The sequence below is a fragment of the Agromyces sp. GXS1127 genome (assembly GCF_050565425.1).
GTDB lineage: Bacteria > Actinomycetota > Actinomycetes > Actinomycetales > Microbacteriaceae > Agromyces.
Map to the genome: position 1 here is coordinate 207850 of NZ_JBOCIG010000005.1, position 26505 is coordinate 234354.

The 26505-nt window shown below is 71.3% G+C and carries 23 protein-coding genes; 12 read left to right on the top strand and 11 right to left on the bottom strand.

All coding sequences use genetic code 11. The features are described 5' to 3' along the window. Window positions 1-40: 40 nt before the first annotated feature. Entirely contained in the window at window positions 41-1117 is a 1077-nt protein-coding gene (locus ACQ393_RS11225) for a LacI family DNA-binding transcriptional regulator (RefSeq protein WP_430646909.1), read from the top strand. Window positions 1118-1211: 94 nt separating this feature from the next. Here ACQ393_RS11225 and ACQ393_RS11230 read toward each other — a convergent pair whose 3' ends face one another. The 3 genes from ACQ393_RS11230 to ACQ393_RS11240 form a co-directional block, all read right to left on the bottom strand. Then, window positions 1212-1973: a head GIN domain-containing protein gene (locus ACQ393_RS11230; protein ID WP_430646910.1), complete on the bottom strand. Its 762-nt coding sequence runs from the start codon at window positions 1971-1973 to the stop codon at window positions 1212-1214. A gap of 105 nt (window positions 1974-2078) precedes the next feature. Further along, a complete protein-coding gene (locus ACQ393_RS11235; protein ID WP_430646911.1) occupies window positions 2079-3440 on the bottom strand; it encodes an MATE family efflux transporter in 1362 nt (453 codons plus the stop codon). Continuing rightward, window positions 3440-3811 carry a YccF domain-containing protein gene (locus ACQ393_RS11240; protein ID WP_430647025.1) on the bottom strand — a complete coding sequence of 124 codons (372 nt, stop codon included), beginning with the start codon at window positions 3809-3811 and terminating at the stop codon, window positions 3440-3442. Before ACQ393_RS11240 ends, ACQ393_RS11235 begins: the two co-directional genes overlap by 1 nt. 102 nt (window positions 3812-3913) lie before the next feature. Here ACQ393_RS11240 and ACQ393_RS11245 point away from each other — a divergent pair, with 102 nt between their 5' ends. The 4 genes from ACQ393_RS11245 to ACQ393_RS11260 all read left to right on the top strand — a co-directional run bounded on the left by ACQ393_RS11245 (window position 3914) and on the right by ACQ393_RS11260 (window position 9091). Further along, a complete protein-coding gene (locus tag ACQ393_RS11245) occupies window positions 3914-5290 on the top strand; it encodes a TrkH family potassium uptake protein (RefSeq protein WP_430646912.1) in 1377 nt (458 codons plus the stop codon). Continuing rightward, the gene (locus tag ACQ393_RS11250; RefSeq protein ID WP_430646913.1) at window positions 5283-5987 is read left to right on the top strand and encodes a potassium channel family protein; all 705 of its coding nucleotides are present in this window, start codon (window positions 5283-5285) and stop codon (window positions 5985-5987) included. Before ACQ393_RS11245 ends, ACQ393_RS11250 begins: the two co-directional genes overlap by 8 nt. A gap of 67 nt (window positions 5988-6054) precedes the next feature. Next, the gene (locus ACQ393_RS11255; protein WP_430646914.1) at window positions 6055-8088 is read left to right on the top strand and encodes a M13 family metallopeptidase; all 2034 of its coding nucleotides are present in this window, start codon (window positions 6055-6057) and stop codon (window positions 8086-8088) included. A 94-nt stretch (window positions 8089-8182) separates the two neighbouring features. After that, window positions 8183-9091 (top strand): serine hydrolase, encoded by a 909-nt coding sequence (locus ACQ393_RS11260; RefSeq protein WP_430646915.1) that lies wholly within the window; start codon window positions 8183-8185, stop codon window positions 9089-9091. A gap of 32 nt (window positions 9092-9123) precedes the next feature. Here ACQ393_RS11260 and ACQ393_RS11265 read toward each other — a convergent pair whose 3' ends face one another. The 4 genes from ACQ393_RS11265 to ACQ393_RS11280 are packed head-to-tail and all read right to left on the bottom strand — an operon-like array spanning window position 9124 to window position 13574. Next, entirely contained in the window at window positions 9124-10044 is a 921-nt protein-coding gene (locus ACQ393_RS11265) for a carbohydrate ABC transporter permease (RefSeq protein ID WP_430646916.1), read from the bottom strand. 2 nt (window positions 10045-10046) lie between these two features. Further along, a complete protein-coding gene (locus ACQ393_RS11270) occupies window positions 10047-11267 on the bottom strand; it encodes a carbohydrate ABC transporter permease (protein ID WP_430646917.1) in 1221 nt (406 codons plus the stop codon). Between the two features lie 2 nt (window positions 11268-11269). After that, window positions 11270-12499 carry a sugar ABC transporter substrate-binding protein gene (locus ACQ393_RS11275; RefSeq protein WP_430646918.1) on the bottom strand — a complete coding sequence of 410 codons (1230 nt, stop codon included), beginning with the start codon at window positions 12497-12499 and terminating at the stop codon, window positions 11270-11272. Window positions 12500-12527: 28 nt separating this feature from the next. Further along, on the bottom strand, window positions 12528-13574 hold the full coding sequence (locus ACQ393_RS11280; protein ID WP_430647026.1) for a LacI family DNA-binding transcriptional regulator: 1047 nt from the start codon (window positions 13572-13574) through the stop codon (window positions 12528-12530). Window positions 13575-13741: 167 nt separating this feature from the next. On the opposite strand from ACQ393_RS11280, the gene ACQ393_RS11285 reads away from it, so the two are divergent. Continuing rightward, complete coding sequence (locus tag ACQ393_RS11285) at window positions 13742-15754, top strand: MGH1-like glycoside hydrolase domain-containing protein (RefSeq protein WP_430646919.1); 2013 nt, start codon at window positions 13742-13744, stop codon at window positions 15752-15754. A gap of 109 nt (window positions 15755-15863) precedes the next feature. Here ACQ393_RS11285 and ACQ393_RS11290 read toward each other — a convergent pair whose 3' ends face one another. The 4 genes from ACQ393_RS11290 to ACQ393_RS11305 form a co-directional block, all read right to left on the bottom strand. Next, window positions 15864-16499 (bottom strand): TetR/AcrR family transcriptional regulator, encoded by a 636-nt coding sequence (locus tag ACQ393_RS11290; RefSeq protein WP_430646920.1) that lies wholly within the window; start codon window positions 16497-16499, stop codon window positions 15864-15866. Between the two features lie 18 nt (window positions 16500-16517). Continuing rightward, window positions 16518-17819 (bottom strand): ABC transporter permease, encoded by a 1302-nt coding sequence (locus ACQ393_RS11295; RefSeq protein ID WP_430646921.1) that lies wholly within the window; start codon window positions 17817-17819, stop codon window positions 16518-16520. Then, a complete protein-coding gene (locus ACQ393_RS11300; RefSeq protein ID WP_430646922.1) occupies window positions 17816-18526 on the bottom strand; it encodes an ABC transporter ATP-binding protein in 711 nt (236 codons plus the stop codon). The genes ACQ393_RS11295 and ACQ393_RS11300 overlap by 4 nt, the downstream gene beginning before the upstream one ends. A gap of 137 nt (window positions 18527-18663) precedes the next feature. Then, window positions 18664-19977, bottom strand: a complete 1314-nt coding sequence (locus ACQ393_RS11305; RefSeq protein WP_430646923.1) for a cyanophycinase — start codon at window positions 19975-19977, stop codon at window positions 18664-18666. A 230-nt stretch (window positions 19978-20207) separates the two neighbouring features. On the opposite strand from ACQ393_RS11305, the gene ACQ393_RS11310 reads away from it, so the two are divergent. The 6 genes from ACQ393_RS11310 (at window position 20208) to ACQ393_RS11335 (ending at window position 26502) form a co-directional block, all read left to right on the top strand. Further along, window positions 20208-21176, top strand: a complete 969-nt coding sequence (locus tag ACQ393_RS11310; RefSeq protein WP_430646924.1) for an ABC transporter substrate-binding protein — start codon at window positions 20208-20210, stop codon at window positions 21174-21176. A gap of 36 nt (window positions 21177-21212) precedes the next feature. Then, on the top strand, window positions 21213-22214 hold the full coding sequence (locus tag ACQ393_RS11315; protein WP_430646925.1) for an amino acid ABC transporter permease: 1002 nt from the start codon (window positions 21213-21215) through the stop codon (window positions 22212-22214). Then, window positions 22211-23017, top strand: a complete 807-nt coding sequence (locus ACQ393_RS11320) for an amino acid ABC transporter ATP-binding protein (RefSeq protein ID WP_430646926.1) — start codon at window positions 22211-22213, stop codon at window positions 23015-23017. Before ACQ393_RS11315 ends, ACQ393_RS11320 begins: the two co-directional genes overlap by 4 nt. Further along, window positions 23017-24243 carry a M20 family metallopeptidase gene (locus tag ACQ393_RS11325; RefSeq protein WP_430646927.1) on the top strand — a complete coding sequence of 409 codons (1227 nt, stop codon included), beginning with the start codon at window positions 23017-23019 and terminating at the stop codon, window positions 24241-24243. The genes ACQ393_RS11320 and ACQ393_RS11325 overlap by 1 nt, the downstream gene beginning before the upstream one ends. A gap of 20 nt (window positions 24244-24263) precedes the next feature. Next, a complete protein-coding gene (locus ACQ393_RS11330) occupies window positions 24264-25136 on the top strand; it encodes a MurR/RpiR family transcriptional regulator (RefSeq protein WP_430646928.1) in 873 nt (290 codons plus the stop codon). 307 nt (window positions 25137-25443) lie between these two features. Further along, on the top strand, window positions 25444-26502 hold the full coding sequence (locus tag ACQ393_RS11335; RefSeq protein WP_430646929.1) for a TerC family protein: 1059 nt from the start codon (window positions 25444-25446) through the stop codon (window positions 26500-26502). Window positions 26503-26505 lie beyond the last annotated feature (3 nt).

A 26505-nucleotide genomic window follows, 5' to 3' on the forward strand; every position in this document is an offset into this window, starting at 1 on the left:
CGGCTGACGCATCGAATCGATTCGACCGTACAATCGAAGGGTGAGCCCCGAACCCGCCGCCACGACCGGCGCCATCCCGCGCGTGACGCTCGCCGACGTCGCGGCGCTCGCGGGCGTCTCCGCGTCGACCGCGTCGCTCGCGTTCAGCGGCTCCGGCCCGGTGTCGGACGCCACCAAGGAGCGCGTGCTGGCCGCGGCATCCGAACTCGGCTACGCGGGCCCCGACCCGCGCGCCCGCTCGCTCCGTCGCGGCCGCTCGGGCATCGTCGGCGTCGTCCTCGAGGAGCGCGTGCGCGCGGCCTTCCTCGATCCCGTCAAGATCCAGACGCTCGACGGGCTGACCGAGGGCATCGCCCCGCTCGGCGCAGGACTGCTGCTCTTCACCGACTCCGGCGACCCCGCCGCGCCGGTCAGCCTCGACACGGCGCCCGTCGACGCGGTCGTGCTGATCGGCTGCAGCCCGAAGTTCTTCTCGCAGGTCGAGGCGCTCCAGCGCCGAGGCATCCCGCTCGTCGCCATCGAGGGCGCGCCGGGCGGCGACATCCCCGAGATCACGATCGACAACCGCGAGGCCACGCGTCTCGGCGCCGAGCACGTGCGTTCGCTCGGGCACACGGATGTCGCGACCGTCACGCTCCCGTTCGAGCCGACGCGTCGCCGCGGCGAGCTCACGGCCGAGATGGAGACCGGCGCGACGGTCGACACCGCCGTCGAGCGCCTGCGCGGGGCGCGCGACGTGTTCCCCGAGATCCGCGTCAGCGTGGCCGGTGCGAGTTCGATCGAGGAGGGGCTCGAGGCCGCCCGGCCCCTGCTGGCGGATGCCGCGATGCGGCCGACCGCGATCATCGCCCAGTCCGACCTGCTCGCGGCGGGCGTCATCCAGGCGGCCGAGGAGCTCGGCCTCGACGTGCCGCGCGACCTCAGCGTGATCGGGTTCGACGGCATCCGCGTCGACGGCCTGCAGCACGACCTGACGACGCTCGTGCAGCCGTCGGTCGCGAAGGGGCGCGCGGCGGGCGAGGCGGTCGTGCGCATGCTGTCGGGCGAAGCGGCATCCGGCACCGACTTCACGAGCACGCTGCACGTCGGCGACACCACCGCGCCGCCGCGCGGCTGAGCGGCCGCCGCGCGCTCGAGTCCGTGGCACCGTGCCCGCTCGCGCATGAGAGTCCACGCTCGCCGAGTGCCCGAGGGCCCGACGAACCGGGCGCTCAGCTCGGCGTGATCTCGCCCGACCCCGACACCGTGCTGCGGATCTCGGGCCGCCCCGAGTACCGGACCGTGCCGCTGCCCGACAGGACCACCTCGAGCGAATCCGACACGTCGACCGAGATCTCGCCCGAACCCGAGAGCACGACACGCGCCGAGTCGGCGCTGAGGTCGGCGGCGTCGACGTCGCCCGACCCGTCGACCTGGACCAGGAGCTCATCGGTCGAGCCCGACGGCACGATCGATCCCGAGCCGCTGATCGAGGCGCGCACCGTCGCCGCGTCGAGCTCGTCGGTCTCGATCTCGCCGGAGCCGCGGATCTCGAGCGTCACGTCGTCGGCGTCGCCGAACTCGGCGGTGACGTCGCCCGAACCCGAGATGAGGACCCCCTCGAGCGAGGTCAGCGTGATGTCGAACACGAGGTCGCGCGCTCCGACGATGATCGGTCCGCGCTGGAGGTCGATCACGAGCTCGTCGCCCTCGACCTCGGTCGTGAGGCGCTCGAGCACGTTCTCACCGCCGGTGACCGTGAGGGACGGCGCGTCGCCGAGCCGGATCGTCATGTCGCCCGAGCCGCGGAGGCTGACGCTCGAGGCGTCCTCGATCTCACGTGTCTCGGTCCGGGTCTCGCCGGCGGTGGCGAACGGGAAGCACCCGGTGAGCGCGACGAGCAGTCCCGCGGCGAGGACGCCGGCGGCGAGGCGTGCGACACCACGCTGGGGCCGGCGTGCGGCGGACCGGGAGCGGGCGCGTCGAGCGGACATGACGGCCTCCTTCGAACGGCGAGCGGTGGCTCGAACCTAGGCGGTGCGCCCTGATGCCGTCGGGCCATTGGTCACGCGGTCCTGCCCGTCACGCGGCTGCGCCCGTCACGCGGCCGCGCCCGTGACCATCCACGCCCGCCCGCGCGCCCGCAGCGAGAGCGTGACGGCGCGCGCGGCGAGGTACCCGAGGGAGAACGCGGCCGTGAGCAGCGCGAGCGCGACCGCGCCGGCTGCGCCGGCTGCGCCGGAGGCATCCGCCCACCGGACCACGCCGAGCGCCATCGGGACGAACGCGGCGAGGTTCACGAGTCCGGTCCACGCGAGGTAGCGGGCGTCGCCCGCGCCGATCAGCACGCCGTCGAGCACGAACACGAGCCCCCCGAGCGGGGCCGACAGGCCGAGCACGACGAGCGACGGCGGCAGGAGCGCCGCGACCTCGGCCGACGACGTGAAGACCGCGGGCAGCACCCACGCGGTCGCGATGACGAGTGCGCCGATCACGGCGCCCGCGCCGACGCCCCATTCGATGCAGCGGCGGAGCACCGCGCGCACCACGTCGACGTCGCCAGCGCCGAGCCCCTTGCCGATGAGCGCCTGCGCGGCGATCGCGAGCGCGTCGAGCGCGAACCCGAGCGTGAAGTAGATCGTGATCGCCACCTGGTACGCGGCGAGCTCATCGCTCCCGAGCGACGTCGCGGCCCACGTCGCGAGCAGCAGCGCGACGCGCAGGCTCGCCGTGCGGAGGAACAGCCAACCGCCGTCGCGGGCGCCGCGCAGCACGCCGGCGTGATGCGGCCACGGGGACGCGCCGACTCGCGAGACGTGCCGGGCGACGACGACGAGGTAGACGAGCACCATGCCCCACTGCGCGACGACCGTGCCGATCGCCGAGCCGGCGATGCCCCAGCCGAGGCCGTAGATGAACAGCGCGTTGAGGGCGATGTTCGCCGTGAAGCCGATGCCGGCGACCCACAGGGGCGTGCGCGTGTCCTGCAGGCCCCGCAGCAGCCCCGTCGCGGCGAACACGATGAGCATCGCGGGCAGGCCGGCCATCGAGATCGAGAGGTACACGGATGCCTCGGCCGCGACCTCGGCGGAGGCGCCGAAGGCGCCCACGAGCCACGGCGCCGCGACCCATCCGGCGAGGGCGAGCACGGCGCCGAGCCCGAGCGCGAGCCAGAGCCCGTCGACGCCGGCGGCGACGGCGCCGCGCTCGTCGCCGGCCCCGAGTCGACGCGCGACCGACGGCGTCGTCGCGTACGCGAGGAACACCATGAGCCCGACGATCGTCTGCAGCACCGCGCTCGCGAGCCCGAGGCCGGCGAGCGGCGCCGCGCCGAGGTGGCCGACCATCGCCGTGTCGGCGAGCAGGAAGAGCGGCTCGGCGATGAGCGCGCCGAGCGCGGGCACGGCGAGGCGCAGGATGTCGCGGTCGACGGCCCGGCGTGCGGTGGTCGGGCCGGCCACTACGCGTCCACGATCTCCTTGCCGAGCGGGGCGAGCGAGACCGGGATGAGCTTGAAGTTCGCGATGCCGAGCGGGATGCCGACGATCGTGAGGCACATGATCACGCCCGTCACGAGGTGCTCGAGCGCGAGCCACCAGCCGGCGAGGAGCACCCAGATCACGTTGCCGATGAACGACCAGGCGCCCGACGTCGGCTTCGAGACCACCTCGCGGCCGAACGGCCAGAGCGAGTAGTTCGCGATGCGGAACGACGCGATGCCCCAGGGGATGGTGACGATGAGGATGCACATGAGGAGCCCTGCGAGCATGTACCCGATCCACAGCCAGATGCCCGCGAGGATCAGCCAGATGACGTTCAGGATCGTGTTCAGCATGGCTCGATCCTCCCACCGGGCACGGGTGTGCGGAATCGGGTTGACCCCCACGGGCCGAATGCGGGTCGCAGAGGTCGCGAAGAGGCGTAGTATTCCGCGGTGACCTTCCGAGGCACGGTCCGCGACGCGCGGCCGCACCGCTTCCGACGGGGCATCCGACTCCACCCGGCCCAGGCCGTGGTCGTCGGCTTCGCCGCCGCCGTGACCGTCGGCACCCTCCTGCTGTGGCTGCCCCCGATGACCGTCGAGCCGGGCGGGACCGACTTCGTCGACGCGCTCTTCACGTCGGTGAGCGCGGTCTGCGTCACCGGACTCACCGTCGTCGACACGCAGTTGCACTGGAGCCCGCTGGGGCACGTCGTGATCATGCTCCTCATCCAGCTCGGCGGCCTCGGCATCATGATCTTCGCGTCGCTCATCGGGCTCGTGCTCGCGCGCAAGATGAGCGTGCGCTCGCGCCTCAACACGGCGGCCGAGGCGAAGGCGGTCGGCTACGACGACGTGCGTGGACTGGTCCGCGGGATCGTGCTGATCTCGTTCGCGATCGAGGGACTGACCTGGATGTTCCTGTTCCCGCGGTTCCTCTTCGGCTACGACTACAGCCCGGCGGATGCCGCGTGGCACGCGCTCTTCCACTCGGTCTCGTCGTTCAACAACGCGGGCTTCGCGCTCTACTCGAACAACATGATGGACTTCGTCGACGACCCGTTCATCTGCCTGCCGATGTCCGTCGCCATCATCCTCGGCGGGCTCGGGTTCCCCGTCATCATGCAGCTCCGCAAGGAGTTCTCGCGGCCGCTGCACTGGGCGATGAACACCAAGCTCGTGCTGTGGGGCACGCTCGTGCTGCTCGCCGCGGGCACCGCGTACCTCGCGATCGCCGAGTGGGGGAACCCCGGCACGTTCGGGCCGCTGCCGCCCGGTGCGAAGCTCCTCGCCGCGTTCTTCATGTCGACGCAGACCCGCACCGCGGGGTTCAACTCGATCGACGTCGGGCAGATGCACGACGAGAGCTGGGTCGTCATGGACGTGCTCATGTTCATCGGCGGCGGCCCGGCGGGAACCGCGGGCGGCATCAAGGTCACGACGTTCGCGGTGCTGTTCTTCATCCTGCTCACCGAGTTCCGCGGCGAGGGCGCGGTCAACATCTTCGGCAAGCGCCTGAGCCGGGCGGTGCACCGCCAGGCGATCACGGTCGCCCTCGTCGCGGTCGGCGCCGTGATGACGGCGATCATCCTCCTCATGCACCTCACGAAGCTCGACCTCGACCTCGTCGCCTTCGAGGCGGTGTCGGCGTTCGCGACCGTGGGGCTCTCGACGGGCATCACGGGCGACCTGCCGCCGAGCGCCGAGATCATCCTCGTGCTGCTCATGTTCCTGGGCCGCATCGGCCCGCTGACGCTGGGGTCGGCGATCGCGCTCCGCGACCGCCGCATCCTCTACGAACTCCCGAAGGAGAGGCCCGCCATTGGCTAGGTTCACCCTGTTCGGCGGCGCGAGCGACACGTCGCGCCGCATCGCCGAGGCCGACTCGGTCGCCGTCATCGGGCTCGGCCGCTTCGGCAGCTCGCTCGCGCTCGAGCTCATGGCCGGCGGCACCGAGGTGCTCGGCATCGACGCCGACGAGGAGATCGTCCAGGCGCTGAACGGCGAGCTCACCCAGGTGGTCCGCGCCGACTCGACGAAGGCCGAGGTGTTGAAGCAGCTGGCCGTCGACGAGTTCGACCGGGTCGTGGTCGCCATCGGCACCGACATCACCGCGTCGATCCTGACGTGCTCGGTGCTCCTCGGCATGAAGATCCCCGTGATCTGGGCGAAGGCGGTCACCGAGCAGCATGCGGTGATCCTCGAGCAGCTCGGCGTGCACCACGTCATCCGCCCCGAGGCCGAGATGGGCCGCCGTGTCGCGCACCTCGTGCGCGGGGCCGCGCTCGACTACATCGAGATCGAGCAGGGCTACGCCATCGTGAAGACCGCGCCCCCGTCGCGGCTGCACGGCGTGCCGCTCGGGCAGACCGCGCTCCGCAAGGAGCTCGGCGTCACGGTCGCCGCGTTCAAGCGACCCGGCGAGGAGTGGCGCAACGCCGACGCCGAGACCGTGCTCGGGCCGGACGACACCGTGCTCGTGGTCGGCCCGACGCGGAAGGCCGAGGGCTTCGCGCAACTGCGGTGACGTGCGTCGGCGAGCCGCGGCATCCGCTCGCTGCATTCGCGCGGCCGGCGCCGCTTAGGCTGTGGGGATGAGCGACGCGACGAAGCCCAGCGGCATCATCCTCGACGAACTCGACGCCGACGTCCGCCCGCAGGACGACCTCTTCCGCCACGTCAACGGCAAGTGGATCGACCGCACCGAGATCCCCGACGACAAGGCGCGCTACGGCAGCTTCATCGTGCTCTACGAGGAGGCCGAACGCGCCGTGCGCGAGATCATCGAGGAGGCGCAGGGCGCTGAGCCCGGCACCGAGGAGCGCAAGGTCGGCGACCTCTACGCGTCCTTCATGAACGAGGAGCGGGCCGAGATGCTCGGCGCGACGCCGATCGCGAGCCAGCTCGTCGAGGCCTCGCTCCCCGGCACGGTCGCGCAGCTGCTCGAGGCGATCGGCCGACTCGAACGGCAGGGCGTCGGCGGCTTCGCCCAGCTCTTCGTCGACAACGACCCGGGCAACCCCGAGCGGTACCTCGTCTTCGTCGAGCAGGGCGGCATCGGCCTGCCCGACGAGAGCTACTACCGCGAGGAGCGCTTCACCCCGATCCGCGAGCAGTACCTCGGCCACCTCGAGCGCATGTTCGCCCTCGCCGCCCTCGACGACGCCGCCGCGCGTGCCGAGCGCGTGTTCGAGCTCGAGACCGAGATCGCGAAGACGCACTGGACGAACGTCGACTCGCGCGACAGCCAGAAGACCTACAACCTGATGCCCTGGTCCGAGGTCGCGGACGCGGCATCCGTCGACCTCGACCTCTGGCGCGACGCGATGGGCGTGCCCGAGGGTGCGTTCGACGAGCTCGTCGTCCGGCAGCCGAGCTTCGTCGAGGGCGTGGGCGCGCTCATGACGGCCGATCGCCTGCCCGCCTGGCGCGACTGGCTCGCCTGGCAGGTCGTCCACGGCGCGGCGCCGTACCTCGGCAGCGCGTTCGTCGAGGAGAACTTCGACTTCTACGGCCGCACGCTCACCGGCACGCCGCAACTGCGCGAGCGGTGGAAGCGCGCCGTGTCGTTCGTCGAGGGCGCGATGGGCGAGGCGGTCGGCCGCATCTACGTCGAGCGCCACTTCCCGCCCGCCGCCAAGGAGGCGATGGACGAACTCGTCGCGAACCTCGTCGAGGCCTACCGCGATTCCATCGAGGAGCTCGACTGGATGGGCGCGGAGACCCGCGCGAAGGCGCTCGAGAAGCTCGAGAAGTTCACCCCGAAGATCGGCTATCCGGTGAAGTGGCGCGACTACTCGACCCTCGACGTCTCCGCATCCGACCTCGTCGCGAACGTGCGTGCCGCGGCCGAGTTCGAGTTCCAGCGGCAGCTCGGCAAGATCGGCAGGCCCCTCGACCGCGACGAGTGGTTCATGACGCCGCAGACCATCAACGCCTACTACAACCCGGGCTTCAACGAGATCGTGTTCCCGGCCGCCATCCTGCAGTTCCCGTTCTTCGACGCGGCGCGCGACGCCGCGGCGAACTACGGCGCGATCGGCGCGGTCATCGGGCACGAGATCGGCCACGGCTTCGACGACCAGGGCTCGCGGTTCGACGGCGACGGGCGACTCGTCGACTGGTGGACCGAGGCCGACCGCGCCGCGTTCGAGGAGCGCACGAAGGCGCTCATCGAGCAGTACGACGTGCTCGTGCCGGCGCAGCTGCAGGGCGACGACGGCGAGGCATCCGGGTCCGGCGACGTCGCAGACGGCCAGGGCGGGGCGGATGCCTCGGGCGAGCCCGCGCACGTCAACGGCGCGCTGACGATCGGCGAGAACATCGGCGACCTCGGTGGCCTCGCGATCGCGTGGAAGGCGTACCTGCTCTCGCTCGACGGCGCGCAGGCGCCGGTGATCGACGGCCTGACCGGTGCGCAGCGCTTCTTCCTGTCGTGGGCGCAGGCGTGGCAGATGAAGGGTCGCGACGCCGAGGTCGAGCGCCTGCTGGCGATCGATCCGCACTCGCCGAACGAATTCCGGTGCAACCAGATCGTCCGCAACATCGACGAGTTCTACACTGGCTTCGAGGTCACGCCCGATGACGAGCTCTGGCTCGACCCGGCCGACCGCGTCCGGATCTGGTAGCACCTCACCCCAGACCCCCGTCCGATCCCGTCGAGCGCACCGCGATGCCGCGGTGGGGGAGCGCGAGACCCGAACGAAAGCCGCTGTCCCAGTCGTGGTCGCCTCGTCCCAGGGTTCCGAGCGCCGTGCTCGGCACGCATCATTCCGACGAGGCCGCCATCGCGGTGACGAGCACGCCGAGGACTTCTCGCGCGGCTTCGACGCGCTCGGCGAGCTCGCCCTCGGCGGCGTGCAGGTCTCGGCGCGCGCGACCGACCTCGCCACCGGGCGCGTGCTCTTCTCGGTCGACGACCACGTGGTGATGCCGACCGCGTCGATCGGCAAGGTGCTGCTGCTCGTCGAGGTCGCCTCGCGCCTCGGCCACGCGAGCCCCGAGGCGTTCACGGTGCTCGACCGCGCTCCGCGCGACGCCGTCGGCGACTCGGGCATCTGGCAGCACCTGCAGACGCCGTCGCTGCCGATGTCCGACCTCGCCGCGCTCGTCGGCGCCACGAGCGACAACCTCGCCACGAACGTCCTCATCCGCCAGGTCGGGCTCGAGTCGGTGCGCTCGCGCACCGAGACGCTCGGGCTCACGCGCACGGCGCTCCTCGACCTGGTGCGCGACCACCGCGGGCCCGACGACGCCCCGCAGCTCTCGATCGGCTCCGCGAAGGAGCTGACCTGGCTCTTCGCCTCGCTCGCCCGCGGCGAGATCGTGAGCCCCGAGGTGTCGCAGCGCGTCGTCGGCTGGCTCTCGCTCAACTCCGACCTGTCGATGGTCGCCTCGGCCTTCGGGCTCGACCCGCTCGCGCACCGCACGCCCGACCACGGCCTGCTGCTCATGAACAAGACCGGCACCGACGGCGGCGTCCGCAGCGAGGTGGGCGTGCTGCGCGGCCCGCGCGCGGGCGTCGCCTACGCGGTCTCGATGTACTTCGCCGACACGCAGCTCGCGTCACGGCTCGCGGTGCTCGACGGCATGCGGCGCGTCGGCGCCGACCTGCTGGAGTACGTGCACTGATCCCGCCGGCCACCCGCCGGGGCGCCAGCCGCTCAGCCTTTCTCGGCCCCCGCGGTCGTGTTCATGATGCGGCGCTGGAAGACGAAGAACAGCACCGCGACCGGGATGGTCATGAGCACGGCCGCCGCGAGCTGCAGTGGGAACTGGTTGCCCGAGCCGAGCTGACCCGACACGAGCGATGCGACGCCGGTCGTGAGCGTGTTCAGCTCGGGGCTCTGGCGCGACACGATGAAGTGCTGCAGTTCGTTCCACGAGCCCTGGAAGCTCAGGATGATGAGGGTGATGAGCGCCGGCCGCGCCATCGGCAGCACCACCGACCAGAACGTGCGGAACTGGCCGGCGCCGTCGATGCGCGCCGCCTCCTCGATCGACACGGGGATCGAGTCGAAGAACTGCTTCATGATGAACACCCCGGCCGCCGTCGACAGCAGCGGGATGATCATGCCCGCGTACGTGTCGTAGATGCCGAGCTGCTGCAGGATGAGGAATCGCGGGATGAGCAGCACCACGCCCGGCACGGCGAGCACGCCGATGAAGAACAGGAACACGAACGTGCGCCCCCGGAACTTCAGGCGCGACAGCGCGTACCCCGCGAGCGAGTCGAAGAACACGCGCCCCAGTGTCACGATCACCGTGATGAACACCGTGTTCCCGAACCACAGCGGGAACGGTACGTCGGTGAACAGCCGCTCGTACGCTGCGAACGTGACCGTCTCGGGGAGGAGCGAGAGGCCGTTCTGCGTGGCATCCGCGTCGGTCTTGAAGCTGCCCGCGACCGAGAGGATGAACGGGTAGATGTAGATGAGCGCGAGGCCGATGAGGATGAGGTAGCTCGTCCACAGCCCTGCGCGCACCTTCGCCGGCGTGCGTCGGCGCCGCGGTGCGGGTCGAGCGGATGCCGCGCCCGCGTCGCCGTCGGCGGTGACCACCGCTCGCGTGCTGAGATCGGTCATCGTCAGCTCCTCTCCCGCCGGTCGGGCTCGCCGTGCTCGGTTGCGTCGGCGCCCGTGAGGAGCGCCCGGTCGGTGGCGTCGGCGCCGACGACCGCCGACACGGTGTCGGGCTCGTGGCGCCGCACGTTGTCCGCGCCCGCCGATCCGCGGCGCCGTCGCCGTGCCGGCGTGCCCGTGCCCTTCGGGGCGCGCTCGCGCAGCCACCATCGCTGCAGGAGCGTGAGGAGGATGATGAAGACGAACAGGATGAACGCGATCGCGGCACCCTGCCCCCACTTCAACTCCTCGAACGAGGTCTCGTAGGCCAGGAAGGCGGGCGTCTTGATGGTGCCGCCCGCGGTGCTGCCGCCGAGCACGTAGATCTGGTCGAACACCTGCCACGAGCCGATGAGCCCGAGTGTCAGCACCGTGAAGAGCGTCGGCCTCAGCATGGGAACCGTGACGGAGAAGAAGGTGCGGAACGGTCCCGCGCCGTCCATGCGCGCGGCCTCGTCGATCTCGCCGCCGATGGCCTGCAGCCCGGCGAGGAAGAGCAGCATGAAGGTGCCGGAGGTCGTGAAGATCGCGAGCATGATCAGCGTCATCATCGCGACCGACGGCCCGGCCAGCCACTCCCACCAGGTGATGCCGAGCGGACCCTCCTGGGCCAACGCCTCCGGCGGCGTCGTGACGCCGAACACCGCGAACAGGTTGTGGAACACCCCGCTCGCGTCGTTGAGCCAGTTCGGGCCGTCGATGCCGAAGAAGCCCAGCACGGCGTTGACGGCACCGGAGGCGGTGAACAGGAACTGGAAGACGATGACGATCGCGACGGTCGAGGTGACCGACGGGAAGTAGAAGGCAGTGCGGAAGAAGCCGCGCCCGCGGATCGCCGCGCGGTTGACCTGCACGGCGAGCAGCAGCGCGACGATGGTCTGCAGGGGCACCACGAAGACGACGTACCAGAGGTTGTTCCGCACGGCCCGGCCGAAGTTCTCCTGGTCGAGGCCGGGCTCGGTGGTGATCGCGGCGTAGTTCTCGAGCCCGACGAAGTCCACGTTCGGGTTCAGCGGCGACCGGAAGCCGTTCCAGTCGCTGAAGCTCACCCAGAGCGCGAGCAGGATCGGGATGGCGAGGAACACCACCACGATGACGACGGCGGGCGTGACGAAGAGCCAGCCCGCCCGGGCCTCGCCGCGGCGGATGCCACCGCCGCGACGAGACCCGGAAACGGTGCCGGTCATGATCAGCCGTTCGCCTCGGCGGCGGCCGCCTCGAGGTTCTCCTGGAACGGCCCGAGCACGGCGGCGGGGTCGGAGAGGCCCTGCGTCTCGAGCGACGTGTTGAAGTCCGCGACGGCCGGTGCGGACCCGGCGAAGGCCACCGGGCTCTGCGCGTACTCGACGCCCGCGACGAACGCCGCGTTCTCGGGGAACTGCTCGGCGTAGGCCGCCGATCCGGATTCCGTCGACGGGATCACGCCGAAGGCCTCGGCGAACGCGAGCTGCTGCTCGTCGGCCGTGAGGTACTCGACGAGGTCGACGGCGGCGTCACGCGTGTCCGACTCGATCGGGATGCCCCAGCAGTTGCTGAAGGCGAACGTCGCCGGGCCGGCGGGGCCCTCGGGAAGCTCGACGCTGATGAATTCCCGGTCGGGGAAGTCGTTGACCATCGCGCCGTTGATCCACGGTCCCTCGATCACCATCGCTGCGCTGCCGAGGCCGAAGGCCTCGCCGGCCCAGCCGGCCTCGAGGTCCTGCGGGTACGCGAGCACGCCCGCATCGATGAGGCCCTGCAGGTACGTCAGCGCCTCGGCGTTCTCGGGCGAGTCGGCGGTGACCTCGCCGTCCTCGTAGACGCCGCCGCCGGCCTGTCCCATGAACGTGCCGATGCGCTGGTACTCGCGGCCCATACTGAGCCCGACCTGGTCACCGGTCGTCAGCTGCTGCGCGACCGCCTGCAATCCGTCCCAGTCCGTCGGGACGTCGGCGTCGGTGAGGCCCGCGGCCTCCCACGCCGCGCTGTTGATCTGCAGGGCCAGGGTCGAGAAGTCCTTGGGCGCGCAGTAGAACTGATCGTCGTAGGTGAACTGCTCGCGGAGCGCGGGCAGGAACTGGTCGGCGTTCGCCAGGTCTTCGGCGTACGGCTCGATGAAGCCCTGGTCGGCGTAGGTCTGGAACTGGTCCCACGGCATGTAGAACAGGTCGGGCGGGTTGTTGCCCGAGAAGCCCTGGCCGAGCTGCTGCACGAGGTCGTTCGCGGCGATGACCTCGACGGTGTTGCCGGTGTCGGCGGCCCACGCCTCGGCGGCCTCGGTGACCGCGGTCGTCTCGGCGTCGCCCGACGAGCCGATCAGGATGCTGAGCTCCTGACCGCTCGTCGCCCCGCCGTCGCCGTTCCCGCCGGGGGAGCAGGCGGCTAGGGTGATGACGAGTCCCGTCGCGAGAGCGACGGCGCTCCATTGTGATGTCCTCACGATGTATCCCTTCTGGTGATTGCCGGCCTCAGGTGCCGGGGATCGCGTCGAGCGCCAGGTGTCCAGGCCGTCGCTCGACGAGTCGGGGCGCGAGGAGCCGGTTCGCCGGCTCCTCGACGCTGCTCGGATTCGGTCGGACGTCGTCGCCCGAGGGTCCGAACAGCAGTTCGAGTGCCGCGGCGACGACGTCGTCGAGGGGCTGCTCGATGCTCGAGAGCCCGACCGCTGCGGCGATGGGGGTGTCGTCGAACCCGACGACGGGGAGCGCGGGGAGGCCGGCGCTGCGGGCGGCGATCATCGCGCCGAGCGCGAGCGAGTCGCTCGCGCACACGATCGCGTCGGGCGGCTCGGAGAGTGCGAGCAGTTCGCTCGCGCACCGGGTGCCCTCGGTCACGCCGTCCTCGGTGTGGCGGGACAGGCCGGCCTGCTCACGCTCGCCGAGGCCGCTCGCCGCCTCCCAGCCCGCGCGCCGCTCGTCGCCGGTGCCGGAACCGTGCGGCCAGCCGATCCACGCGACGCGGCGCGCGCCGTGGGCACGGAGGTGCCGGACGGCCGCAGCGACCCCGACGCGACCGTCGACGTCGACCCAGCGGTGCGGGACCGCCCGGGTCTCCGGGTCCCACGGGCGGCCGAAGGCCACGAACGGCACACCCTGGTCGGTGAGTGCGCGGATGCGCTCGTCGTCGTGCGTCGTCGCCGTGAGCACGAAGGCGTCGATGTCGGAGCCCTCGCGAAGGCGGCGGATGCGCGCGAGCTCGTCGGTGTGGTCGTCGGCCGAGAACACCATGACGCGGAGTCCTCGGCGATCGGCCTGTTCGGTCAGCTGGTGCAGGAACCGGTCGAGCACGATGCCCGAGATGCCGTCGCGCCATGGGTCGATGCGCACGGCGATCGTCGCCGACTTCCGAGTGCGAAGTCGACGCGCCGAGGCATGCGGGCGGTACCCGAGTCGATCGATGGCGTCGAGCACCCGTTCGCGCGTGGTCTCGCGGACGATCCCGGGGCTGTTCAGGACGTTGGAGACCGTCTGCCGCGAGACCCCGGCGGCCTTGGCGACGTCGTCGACCGTGGGCATCCCTGACACGTCGCCCCCTTCGGCTCATGCGCGGGTCGTCATCGGCGACGATCTTCGGAATCCGCTAATTTGATCGATCAAATCTTTGCTAATGTTGCCCGCAACCGACACCGGTGTCAACCCGCACGGTCGTCACCGTTCCATCACGAAACGGAATCGAGCTCCTCGTGACCGCACCACTCCAGCCACTCCTGAACGACGCGCTGGCAGTCCTGCGCGCACCCGCCCAGGTCTGGTCCGCGCCCGACGGCGAACTCGGCGGCGCCCCGATCCACGGGGTGTACGTGGGCGACGTCCGACTCGTCCGAGCCGTCCGGATCGCGGTCGATGGGCATCGACCGGAGCATCTCGCCACCGGCGGCGAGCGCGCCGATCGCGTGCGCATCGATGCGCTCGTGCGGACGCTCGACGACCCCACGCCCGACCCCGGCATGCGGCTCATCCTCGATCGCGAGGCCACCTCGAGGGGGTCGACCGACCGCATCACGCTTCGCAGCCGATTGTCGGAGCCGGTGGTCGCCCGCGTCGAGATCGAGATCCGGCCCGACGCCGCTCCCGTGGACCGCGTCAAGCTCGGCCTGGCCGAGACGACCGCCGCGGCTCCCGAGCTCGAACGCATCGGCGGCGGCATCGAGTGGACGGGCGAGCAGATCCGGGCGCGACTGCATGCCGACGGGCTCGACGTGCGGATCGATGCGGGCCTCGTCCTGCTGTCGGGTGCGATCGAGGTGCCCGCGACGGGCGAGGCCACGGTCGGGTGGGCGATCGAGACCGTGGACGCCGGGGCGGTCGTCGAGGGGGTCGACACGTCGCCGTCGTGGAGCTCGCCGACCGTGGCCTCCGCCGACGATCGTCTCGGCCGATGGATCGCGCGCGGTCTGGCCGACCTCGATGCGCTCAGGATGACGACGTCGTCGCACCCCGCCGACGAGTTCATCGCGGCCGGGGCGCCGTGGTTCTTCACCCTCTTCGGCCGCGACTCGATCTGGACCGCGCGCATGCTCCTCCCCCTCGGCACCGGGCTCGCCGGAAGCACGCTGCGAGTCCTCGCACGACTGCAGGGCGTGAAGACGAACGACGCGACCGCCGAGGAGCCGGGCAAGATCATGCACGAGCTCCGGCGGGCGTCGCTCGCGCTCGACGGCGCGGACGGGGAACTGCCGCCCCACTACTACGGCACGGTCGACGCGACCCCGCTGTGGATCCTGCTCCTCCACGACGCCTGGCGATGGGGTCTGCCGGAGGAGGAGGTGCGCGCGCTCCTCCCGAACCTCCGGGCGGCGCTCGGCTGGATGCGCGACCACGGCGACGCCGACGGCGACGGGCTGCTCGAGTACGTCGACCGATCCGGGCGCGGCCTCGCGAACCAGGGGTGGAAGGATTCGGGCGACTCGGTGCAGTGGCGCGACGGCACCCTCGCGGAGGGCCCGATCGCGCTCGCCGAGGTGCAGGGGTACGCCTACGAGGCCGCGAGGCGCGGCGCCGACCTGCTCCAGGCGCTGGGCGAATCCGGTGCCGAGGAGTGGCGCGCATGGGCCGATCGCCTGCGCGAACGCTTCCACGCCGCGTTCTGGATCGAGGACCCCGCCGGTGCCTACCCGGCGATCGCCCTGGACGTCGCCAAGCGACCGGTCGACACGGTCACCTCGAACATGGCGCACCTGCTCGGGACCGGCCTGCTCGACGCGACCCAGGTCGACCTCGTCGTGCGCCGGCTCGTCGATCCGTCACTCGACTCGGGCTACGGGCTGCGCACGATGTCGACGGACTCGGCGGGCTACTGGCCGATGAGCTACCACGGCGGATCGGTGTGGGCGCACGACACCGCGATCGCCGTGCTCGGCCTCGCCCGCGAGGGTCGGGGCGACGACGCGGCGAGCCTGGTCGACGGACTGCTCCGCGCCGCCGCCGGATTCGGCTACCGGATGCCCGAGCTGCACTCAGGCGACCCGGCGTCGGAGGTGTCGGTGCCGGTGCCGTATCCCGCCGCGTGCCGACCGCAGGCCTGGTCGGCCGCGGCATCCGTCGCCGTGCTCACCGCCGTGCTCGGGCTCGAGCCGGACGGCGACGGGGTGAGCGTCCGGCCGATCTCGTCGTTCGGACGCGTGCGCGTCGACGGCGTGCGGATCGGTGGTCGGTCGATCAGCGTGGACGTCCACTCGACTCCTCCTCCGGCGTGACGGAGATGCGCCGCCGGGCCCGATGCGCCGTTCGCCTGGACCGACGAGCGCCTCCGGACCCGGGCATCCGTCGCCGAGCGGTATGGCCGCGCGGTCCGGGGTTCGCGCCTCAGCCCAGCTTGCGGATGACGCGCTCCAGCCGCCCGGTGAGGTGCTCCGTGCCGATCGGCGGCGGCGTTCCGGCGGCGGCGGCCCGTGCCCAGCTCAGGCCGACGTAGCGCATGAGCCCGGCGAGCAGGTGCGTGATGATCTCGGCCTGCTCGGAGAGGTCGGCGAGCTCGGCCGCGTCGGCACCGTCGCGGAGGGCGTCCTGACGGAGCCGGAGCTCGATGATCTGACGCAGTTCGTCCTCGATGGCGGTGAGCCGCTCCATCTGGCGCGCGAGCAGCACGGGGTTCTGCGAGATCGCGGTGATGCGTCGCATGATGAGCGACGGGTCCGTCGGCAGCCGGTCGGGCTCGATGCGGACGAGCCCCGCCGCCTCGGCGAGCAGCGGCCCGTCGGACACGATGAACTCGCGAGCGGCCCGTTGGTCGATCGCGGGCTCGTCGGTGCCGAGCAGTGCGGCATCCTTCGTCTTGAAGTGATTGAAGAAGGTCCGCTGGCTGATGCCGGCGGCCTGGCAGATCATGTCGACCGTGACCTGGTCGTAGCCGTGTTCCGTGACGAGGTCGATCGACGCGCGCTCGATCGCCGCGGTCGTCTCGGCGACGCCTCGGCGTCGGGGTCCGGGCTCGGTCGACATGATCCGCCTCCTGGTCGATTACTCGTACCGTAGCGAGTCGATCGGGTCCTGTCGGGCCGCCCTGCGGGCGGGGAGCACGCCGGACAGGAACGCGACGAGCATGATCACGAGGATCACGACGAGCACGTTGACCGGGTCGAACAGCAGGATCGTGAGCCCCGGCAGGTCGGCGAGCGGGCCGGCCGAGAGCGCCGTCGAGATCGCCGAGCCGAGGCCGATGGCCGCGACGGCGCCGACCGCCGACCCGAGGAAGCCGATCACGACCGCCTCGAGGCTGAACAGCCCGAACACGCGCCCGTTCGACATGCCCATGGCCTTCATGAGCCCGATCTCGCGCGTTCGCTCCTGCACGCTCATCAGCAGCGTGTTGACGATGCCGAAGGATGCCGCGAGCAGCGCGATCACCGAGAACGCGCTGAGTACGCCGATGATTCCGTTGATCACGGTCTGGATGACGCCGAGCTGGTCCTCGACGGTCTGCCCGGCGAGGTCGGCGTCGGTCAGCTGCGCCTTCACGCGGTCGACGTCGGACGCGGTGACCGCGCCGTCGTCGCCCGTGCCGGCGAGGGTGGCGACGGCGACGACGTAGGCGTCGGGCTGTCCGGGGATCGCCTGCGCGTCGGCGATGGTGTCGGTGAGGGCCTGGTTCACCCCGGCGCCCGCGGCGAGGAGGCTCGTGCGGGCGACGCCGACGACCTGGGCCTCGATGGTCTGGTCGGCCTGCGCGGCGTCGGTGTAGCCGAGCTCCACGGTCTCGCCGATGGCGGCGTCGGCGTCGGCGAAACCGAGCGGCCCGAGGTAGTCCTCGGGCAGCACGATCTGCGCCCCGTCGTCCTCCTGGTCGAGCTGATCACCCGCGACGAGGTCGCTGCGCCCGATCGAGGAGGTGGGATTCACATCGAGCTCGTACCGCTCGTCGTCCGCGCCGCCCGATGGGGCGACCCAGTCGACGGCGATCTGCCGGACGGGCTCGACGCGGTCGACGCCGTCCATCTCGCGCATCGCGTCGAGGTCGTCATCGTTCAGCAGCGTGCCGGCGCCGAGGGGGTTGGCCTGCGCGGACTGCTGGCGACCGTCGGGGTCGTAGGCGTTCGGTCCGTCGGTCGTGTCGGTCGACGCAGCCGGCGTCACGACGAGGACGTCCCCGGTGCTGATCGTGGCGACCTGCTTGGTGACGTAGTCGTTCACGCCCGCCCCGAGTGCGGTCGTGAGCGTGAGCGTGAACGCGCCGACGAACAGGCTCAGCACGGTGAGGGTGGTGCGGAGCTTGCTGCGGAACGCGTTCCGCGTCGCGTTGGTGATGACATCCGCGGTCCTCATCGTCCCGCCCCTTCCACGATCAGGCCGTCGGCGATGGTGACGCGGCGGTCGCACCGGGCCGCGAGGTCGTCGTCGTGCGTCACGACGACGAGGGTGATGCCGCGTTCGCGCTGCAGCCCGAAGAGCAGGTCCTCGACCTGGGCGCCCGTGGCGGTGTCGAGGTTTCCGGTGGGCTCGTCGGCGAAGATGACGTCGGGCTCGTTGATGAGCGCGCGGGCGATCACGACGCGCTGCTTCTGGCCGCCGGAGAGGTCGTTGGCCCGGTTCTTCGCCTTGTCGGCGAGGCCCAGCGACTCGAGCACGGCCATGCCGCGGCGCGTCCGATCGCGCGGGGCGACGCCCGCGACGAGCAGCGGGAGGGTGACGTTCTCGAGCACGGAGTGCTGCGCCGTGAGGAAGAACTGCTGGAAGACGAAGCCGAACCGCTCGTTGCGCAGGCGGTTGATCCGCTTCGCCGGTGCGGATGCCGCGTCCTCCCCATCGATCTCGACCGTTCCATCGGTCGGCCGGTCGAGCAGGGCGAGCAGGTGCATCAGGGTCGACTTGCCCGAGCCCGACTTGCCGACGATCGCGAGCGACTCGCCGCGGTGGACGCCGAGCGAGACGCCCTTCAGGGCCTCGAACCTGGACTGCCCGCTGCCGTAGGTCTTGGTCAGCGCGCGTGCGCTGAGCACCGGCGGCGCGACCGGTGCGGGGGAGGTGGTCATCGCGGATTCCCTTCATTGATTGCAGTTGCATATGCAGTGACTGCAACAGTGACTGATGTAGCTGGGAAACCGCCCCGAACGCCGACGGGCGGCGGCTGGCATCGTGCGCCGTCCGCCGCCCGAGGGGTCGGTCGCGTTCAGCTCGCGGGTGCGACCACCTCGATCCGCAGGTCGAGGCCCGCGAACGAGACCGTGCCGCTCGGGGTCGACCACGCACGCGTGACCGGCTCGCGTGTGAGCGTCGTGCGGAACTGCGGGGACGCCTCGAAGCTCGTCCCGCTGCCCGTGCGCGCCGCCGAGGCGACCGTCTCGCGGGCGAGGTCGCGCAGCGAGTAGACGCCGCCGTCGCCCTCGAGCGAGTCCCAGATGTCGGAGCGGTCGGCCACCGGACCGCCGGTCGACTTCACGGCGGTGGATCCGTCGGCTGCGAGGGCGAGTCCGCGATCGAGGTTCACCTTGTCTCCGGCCGTGGCGTAGCTCCACCGAACCCCGGTCACGCCGCCGTCCGCCTCGCGGGCCGCGCTCAGGTCGAGCAGCGATGCGCCGTGCTCGCCGATCACCCGTCCGACGTTCGTGGTCCGGTCGAGGACGACGGCCGTCGTCTCGTCGACGCCGAGCACGAGGTCGTGGCCGGTCTCGAGGCCGAGCTTCACGGCGCGGCCCTGGCGGCCCCACGTGGTGAAGTGGCTGTCGATCTGGACGCCCTCGACGAAGCCGAAGCCGCCCGAGGGCAGGTAGCCGAGTTCGGTCGGGTCGTCGAGGTACCCGGCCGTCGCGCCGTCCCGCCACGCCTCGTACGACTCACCGCCGGTGACCATGTCGGCGCCCTGCTGAATGGCGAGGCCGGCACTCACGCCCGCGACCACGCCGCGATCGGCGGCGGCGCGGAGGGCGGTCAGCACCGGGGAGTCGGTGCACGAGGTGAACGCCTCGAGCGGCGCCGGCTCGCAGTCCTGGAGGGTCCGGACGTAGCGCATCTGGTCGCCGCCGCCGAAGAAGACGCCCGTGGCCTTCGCGATCTCCGCGACGACCGCGGGGTCGTCGGCGCGGTCCGGGCGGTACGCGTCGCCCGGGTAGTCGACCGCGGTGTCGACCGGCACCGCGTACGTCTCGGCGCCGTACTGCTGGAACAGGTCGGAGTAGTACAGGCCGTTCGCCGCGGCGTTGTTGAGCGTCGGATCAGCGGCCTGCTCGGGCGTGCGCGCCGAGCGCGCGGCCGCGGTCACGATCGCGATCCGGGCCTTCGCCGGGCCCGCGCCGTCCGGGTCGGCGAGGTCGACGATGGCCCGCAGGATCTCCGCATTCTCGTCGAGGTTGCCGCCGATCAGCACGGCATGCGGTGCACGCGATGCCGCGGCGGATGGCGCGGCGCCCGCCGCCGTCGCGGGGACGGCGGCGAGGATGAGCGCGGCTGCGGTGCAGGTCGAGAGTGCAGCGGGGAGTGTCCGCACGATTGCCTCCTTGGAATGTGCGTTACAGAATGGTCAGGTGTGTGCGAGAGGCTAATGGACGATACGGTCCGATGGAAGGGTTCGCGGCGAATCGTGCGAAGATGACGCGGCGACCGGGCGGGTCGCGGCTCGTTCATTACAGATTGAAAAAGTTCTGGCAAATCCGGAACACCTGTTACATACTCGGTCCTGCACCGATCCCACCGCAGCGATCCGACGAAGGACCCCACATGACCCAGTCAGCTCCCATCACCCGCACCGTGTTCGCCGCCGTCGGCCTGGCCGGCGCACTCACCCTCCTCGCCGGCTGCAGTTCCGCCGGCACCGCCTCCGAGGCGGATCCGGCCGCCGACGGCGTCGAGGTCGCCGGCGTCGAGATCACCGTCGACCAGGCCGCCGCCGACCTGCTCCCCGCCGATATCGCGGAAGCCGGCTCCGTCAAGGTCGCCACCGACGCGCCCTACGCGCCGTTCGAGATGTTCATCGAGGAGGGTTCCGACGAGCTCACCGGCGTCGATGTCGACCTCGGACACGCCATCGGCGCAAAGCTCGGCATCGACTTCGAGTTCGAGCAGCAGGCGTTCGACGGCATCATCCCCGCCCTCCAGGCCGGCAACTTCGACGTCACGATTACGGCGATGACCTCGAGCGTCGAGCGCATGGAGGTGCTCACGTTCGTCGACTACTCGGCGTCCGGCACCGGAATCCTCACCACCGCGGGCAACCCGGAGGGCATCGAGGGGTACCTCGACCTCTGCGGCGAGAACGTCGCGGTGCAGGGCGCGACCAGCCAGGTCGACCTCGTGAACGACGTCTGGCAGGGCGAGTGCGAGGCCGAAGGCCTCGACCCGATCAAGCTGAGCGAGTTCCCCTCCGACGCCGACGCGCAGCTCGCCATCACGAGCGGCAAGGCCGTCGCGTCGCTCCTCACGAAGCCGAGCGCCGGCTACGTCGCGAAGACGACGAACGACGGCGGCACGTTCGAGGTCGTCGAGGACCCCGAGGCCCCCAACGGCTACGACGCGACGCTCAACGGCATCGGCGTGCTGAAGGAGAACCAGGAGCTCGCCGAGGCGATCCAGGCGGCACTGCAGTCGCTGATCGACGACGGCACGTACGAGGCGATCCTCGACCAGTACGGCGTCACCGGCATCGGCATCGACGAGGCCACGATCAACGGCGCCGCCGACGCCGAGTAGCCCGCGGGCTCGCACCGAACAGGAAGCACCAACCCCATGACCGCAACGCAGCCGTCATCCACGGCGGCGCCCGAGAGGCCGACCGGCCCCTCGGGCGCCCGCCCGGGCCCGATCGAGGCCGTCCCCGTCCGCCACCCGGGCCGCTGGATCGCCGCCGTCCTCGTCCTCGTGCTCGGCATCGGCGCCACCGCCTCGATCCTGCAGAACCCGAACCTCGACCTCCCCACGGTCGGGGAGTACCTCTTCAAGCCGCTCACCATCAACGGCGTGCTGATCACCATCTGGCTCACGGTCGCCTCGATGGTCATGGGCGTGCTCGGCGGCATCGTGATCGCCGTGATGCGCCTCTCGGCGAACCCGGTCCTCTCGGTCGCCGCGTGGCTCTTCATCTGGGTCTTCCGCGGCACGCCGCTGCTGCTGCAGCTCATCTTCTGGGGCTTCATCGGAGCCTTCATCCCGAAGATCGTCATCGGCGTTCCGTTCACGTCCATCGAGTTCTGGTCGTTCACGACGAGCGACCTCATCCCCGCGACCGTCGCGGCACTGCTCGCCCTCGGCCTCAACGAGATGGCGTACGCCGCCGAGATCGTGCGGGCCGGCATCCAGTCGGTCGACCACGGCCAGACCGAGGCCGCGCACTCGCTCGGCATGTCGCCGACGAAGACCCTCCGCCGCATCGTGCTGCCCCAGGCGATGCGGGTCATCATCCCGCCGATGGGAAACGAGACGATCACCATGCTGAAGAGCACCTCGCTCGTGGCGATCGTCGCCGGCGACGACCTCATGTCGAACATCCGAGAGGCCTACACGCAGAACTACAAGATCATCCCGCTGCTCATCGTCGCGGCGATCTGGTACCTCGTGCTCACCTCCATCCTCTTGATCCCGCAGATGTGGCTCGAGCGCCGATACGGCCGCGGGTTCACCGGCGCGCGTCCGACGCTCGGCTCGCGGGTCGCCACGATCACGCAGAGCATCGCGCTGCCGACGCGCGAGGCGCGCTCGGCTCGCGCGTCGAAGAAGGGAGCGGCGTCATGACCGCCACCATCCCGCAGGCCGTGCCCGCGGCATCCGTCACCGAACGCCCCATGGTCGAGGCCGTCGAGGTGCACAAGCGATTCGGCAACCTCGAGGTGCTGAAGGGCATCACGATGTCGGTCGAGCGCGGCCAGGTCGTGTGCCTGCTCGGCCCCTCGGGCTCGGGCAAGTCCACCTTCCTCCGCTGCATCAACCACCTCGAGCAGATCGACGCCGGCATGATCCGGGTCGCCGGCGAGACGGTCGGCTACCGCGAGAAGAACGGCAAGCTCCACGAGCTCCGCGAGAAGGAGGTCGCCGCGCAACGCCGCAGGGTGGGCATGGTCTTCCAGCGGTTCAACCTCTTCCCGCACATGACGGCGCTCGAGAACGTGATCGAGGCACCCGTGCAGGTCGCCGGGCGTTCGAAGGCGGATGCCAGGGCGCACGCCATGCGCCTGCTCGACCAGGTCGGACTCGCCGACAAGGCCGGCACCTACCCGGCGCAGCTCTCCGGCGGTCAGCAGCAGCGCGTCGCGATCGCGCGAGCCCTCGCGATGGAGCCCGAGGTCATGCTGTTCGACGAGCCCACCTCGGCGCTCGACCCCGAGCTCGTCGGCGACGTGCTCGACGTGATGCGCGGTCTCGCCGGGAGCGGCATGACCATGATCGTCGTCACGCACGAGATCGGCTTCGCGCGCGAGGTCGGCGACGTGGCCGTCTTCATGGACGGCGGGGTGGTCGTCGAGTCGGGCGACCCGTCGCAGGTGCTGGTCGACCCACGCGAGGAGCGCACCCGCGCCTTCCTCTCGAAGGTGCTCTAGTGGCCCGCGGCACTGCCGAGACCGCTGCCCGCCCACCTGTCCATTCCCCGCCCACGGCGACGGAGCTGATCGACGGCGCGGTCGTGCTCGATGGGCGCTTCCGTTCGGACCTCGCGAGGATCGTCGCGATCGATTCGGGCTCGCACGACGCCGAGGGCGTGGCGCGGGTCGCCGACTGGGCGGCCGGGGAGCTCCGGCGCGAGGGGTTCGGTGTCGAGGCCCTCCCGACGCCCGAGCGCGACGGTCGCCGATACGGTCCGGTCGTCGTCGGGCGCCGAGGCGGCACGGGGACGGCGCGCGTGGTCCTCTTCGCGCACCTCGACACGGTCTTCCCCGCGGGCACCGCGGCCGAAAGGCCGTTCCGCATCGACGGCGGCCGCGCCCGCGGTCCCGGCGTCTGCGACGACGGCGCCGGCGTCGCCGCGGCACTCGCCGCCGCGCGCGTGCTCGACGCAGTCGGGTACGCCGGATTCGGCGAGCTCGCCATCGTGTTCACGCCCGACGAGGAGGTCGGCTCGCCCGCGAGCCGTGAGATCCTCGCCGAGCTGGTGCGCGGGGCGGATGCCGCGCTCTGCCTCGAGTGCGCACGCGAGAACGGCGACCTCGTCGGTGCGCGCAAGGGCGTCGCCGACGTGCTCGTGACGGTCCACGGCCGCGCAGCGCACTCCGGCGTCGAGCCCGAGCGCGGCGTGAACGCCGCCGTCGAGGCCGCGCGGCTCGTGCTCGACCTGCAGGCGCTCTCCGGATCCGTCCCCGGGCTCACGGTGAACGTCGGGCGGGTCGCATCGGGCACGCGGGCGAACATCGTCCCCGACGCCGCCGAGCTGCACCTCGAGGTCCGCTCGGTGGGCCTCGCCGAGCTCGTCGCGACGCTGGACGCGATCGAGGCGCGCGCCGCCCGGCCGTTCGTCGAGGGCGCGCGCATCGACGTGAGACGGCTCGACGTGTGCCCGCCGCTCGAGCGCGGGGCGACGGACGCGCTCGCCGCGCTCGCTCGGGCCGTGGGCGACCGGCTCGGCCTGGACTTCGACGTCGCGGCGACCGGCGGCGCCTCCGACGCGAACTTCGTGGCCGCCCTCGGCGTGCCGACGCTCGACGGCCTCGGCCCGGTCGGCGGCGGCGACCACGGGGTCGACGAGTGGCTCGACCTCGAGAGCGCGCCCGAGCGGATCGCCCTCCTCGCCGGACTCGTCGTCGCGGTGTCCGAGGGCGGGCCGATACGGTGAGCACGATGAGGGAGGTGGACGTGGCAGCCGACGCATCGGTTCCGATGGCCGAGGCCATCCGTCGCGGCATGGCCGACTGCAGCCCCGCCGAGCGGAAGGTCGCGCGCGTGCTGCTGTCGTCGTACCCGTCCGCGGGCTTCGAGACGGTCGCGAAGCTCGCCGCGCGCGCCGGCGTGAGCGGGCCCACGGTCCTGAGGTTCGCGAATCGCCTCGGCTACCGCGGATTCCCCGACTTCCAGCAGGCGCTCCGCGACGACCTCGACGAGCGGTCGGCGTCGCCGATCGACCTCTACGACCGGCATCGGTCCGGCGCGGGCGTCGGGTCGGAATCCGGCCTCGGGCGGGCGGCCTCGATCACCCGTGGCACGCTCGACCGCACGTTCGACGCGCTCGTCGCCGACGAGTTCGATCGCGCCGTCGACCTCCTGTGCACGCCCCGCACGCGCGTGCTCGTCGCGGGCGGGCGGTTCAGCGGGCTGCTCGCGCGCCTGCTCGCCCAGCACCTGCAGCTGCTCCGAACGGGCGTCACGGCGCTCCCCGAACACGACGCCGGGCGGATCGAGGCGGTCGCGGGGCTGCGTCGCGGCGACGTGGCCGTGCTCTTCGACTACCGGCGCTACGAGGAACCGACCCGTCGGCTCGCCGCTGCGGCGCGCGACCGCAGGGCCTCGGTCATCCTGTTCACGGATGCCTGGCTCTCGCCGATCGCGAGCGAGGCCGACGTGGTCCTGCCGAGCGAGACCGACTCGCCCTCGGCCGCGTTCGACGCGATGACGCCGGTGCTCGCCATCGTCGAGGCCGTCATTGCAGAGTGCGCCGAGCGGCTCGGGGGAGCGGCCTCCAGCAGGATGCGGGATGTCGAGGAGGCGGGCCGGGAGCTCGGCCTCTACTGAGGACGGCGAGGCAGGCGTCACCTCCCGTCGGCTCCCTTCCGGTCCGGGCGTCGCGCGCGCTCGCTGCACCGGCTGGGAGATCGCCCCGAGAACGGCGTGAGGATGCCGCGGTCCGTCGCGGGACGCGCCATCCGTCTGCTGTCCTGAATTCCAGGAGGGGAGTAGTCCCCGGAAGGGTGCGTCGTCATTCCGGGTCCGCCATCGGGCCCCGGCGCACCCGGGCCGCACGGCCGGACCCGGACGGGTCGGGTCGGGCGACGCTCGGACGAGACCTCCGGTTGCCATCGAATGACGACTGGAGGAGACGTTGGACGTACCCCTGTACGCCTGGTTCGCCGTGCTCGCCGCAATCATCGCCATGCTCGCGATCGACCTGTTCGCCCATCGCCGTGCGCACGTCATCGGCGTGCGCGAGGCGCTCGGCTGGTCGATCGTCTGGGTGCTCTCGGGCATCACGTTCGGCATCGTCGTGTGGAACGCCTGGGGCGCCGAGTCCGGGCAGCAGTACTTCGCCGGCTACCTGATCGAGAAGTCGCTCGCGGTCGACAACGTGTTCGTGTGGGCCATCATCTTCGCCTCGTTCGCGGTGCCGCGCGAGTTCCAGCACCGCGTGCTGTTCCTCGGCGTGCTCGGCGCGCTGGTGTTCCGCGGCCTGTTCATCGCCGCGGGCGCGACCCTCATCCAGAACTTCTCGTGGATCCTCTACGTGTTCGCCGCGTTCCTGATCATCACGGGCATCCGGATGCTGCTGACGCGTGACGAGCACGTCCACCCGGAGCGGTCCCGCACGCTGCGCCTGTTCCGCCGGTTCGTCCCGATGACCGACGCGTTCCACGGCCAGCGATTCCTCATCCGCCGGGCGGGAGTCGTCGTCGCGACGCCGCTGCTCGCCGTGCTCGTGCTCGTCGAGGTCACCGACGTCATCTTCGCCGTCGACTCGATCCCCGCGATCTTCGCGGTCACGAGCGAACCGTTCCTCGTCTTCACCGCGAACGCGTTCGCGATCCTGGGACTCCGTGCGATGTACTTCCTGCTCGCCGACCTCATGCACCGCTTCCGGTACCTCAAGCTGGGACTGGCGCTCGTGCTGGTCTGGGTCGGCGCCAAGATGGCGCTCCTCGACGTGCTTTACATCCCGACGCCGGTCTCGCTCGCGGTCGTCGCTGCGATCATCGCAGCCTCCGTGATCGCCTCCCTGGTCGCGACGCGCGGGCAGGGACGGCACGAGGTGGAGGCGGCACCGGCGGGGGCGTTCCGCATGGCGACGCCGGAGGAGCTGGCCGAAGCGCGTCCGCTCGTCCGGCGGCGCCAGACATCCCGGTCGGAGGGACCTGAGTCCCTTCGGGGAACCGGATCGCGCCGGTAGAAC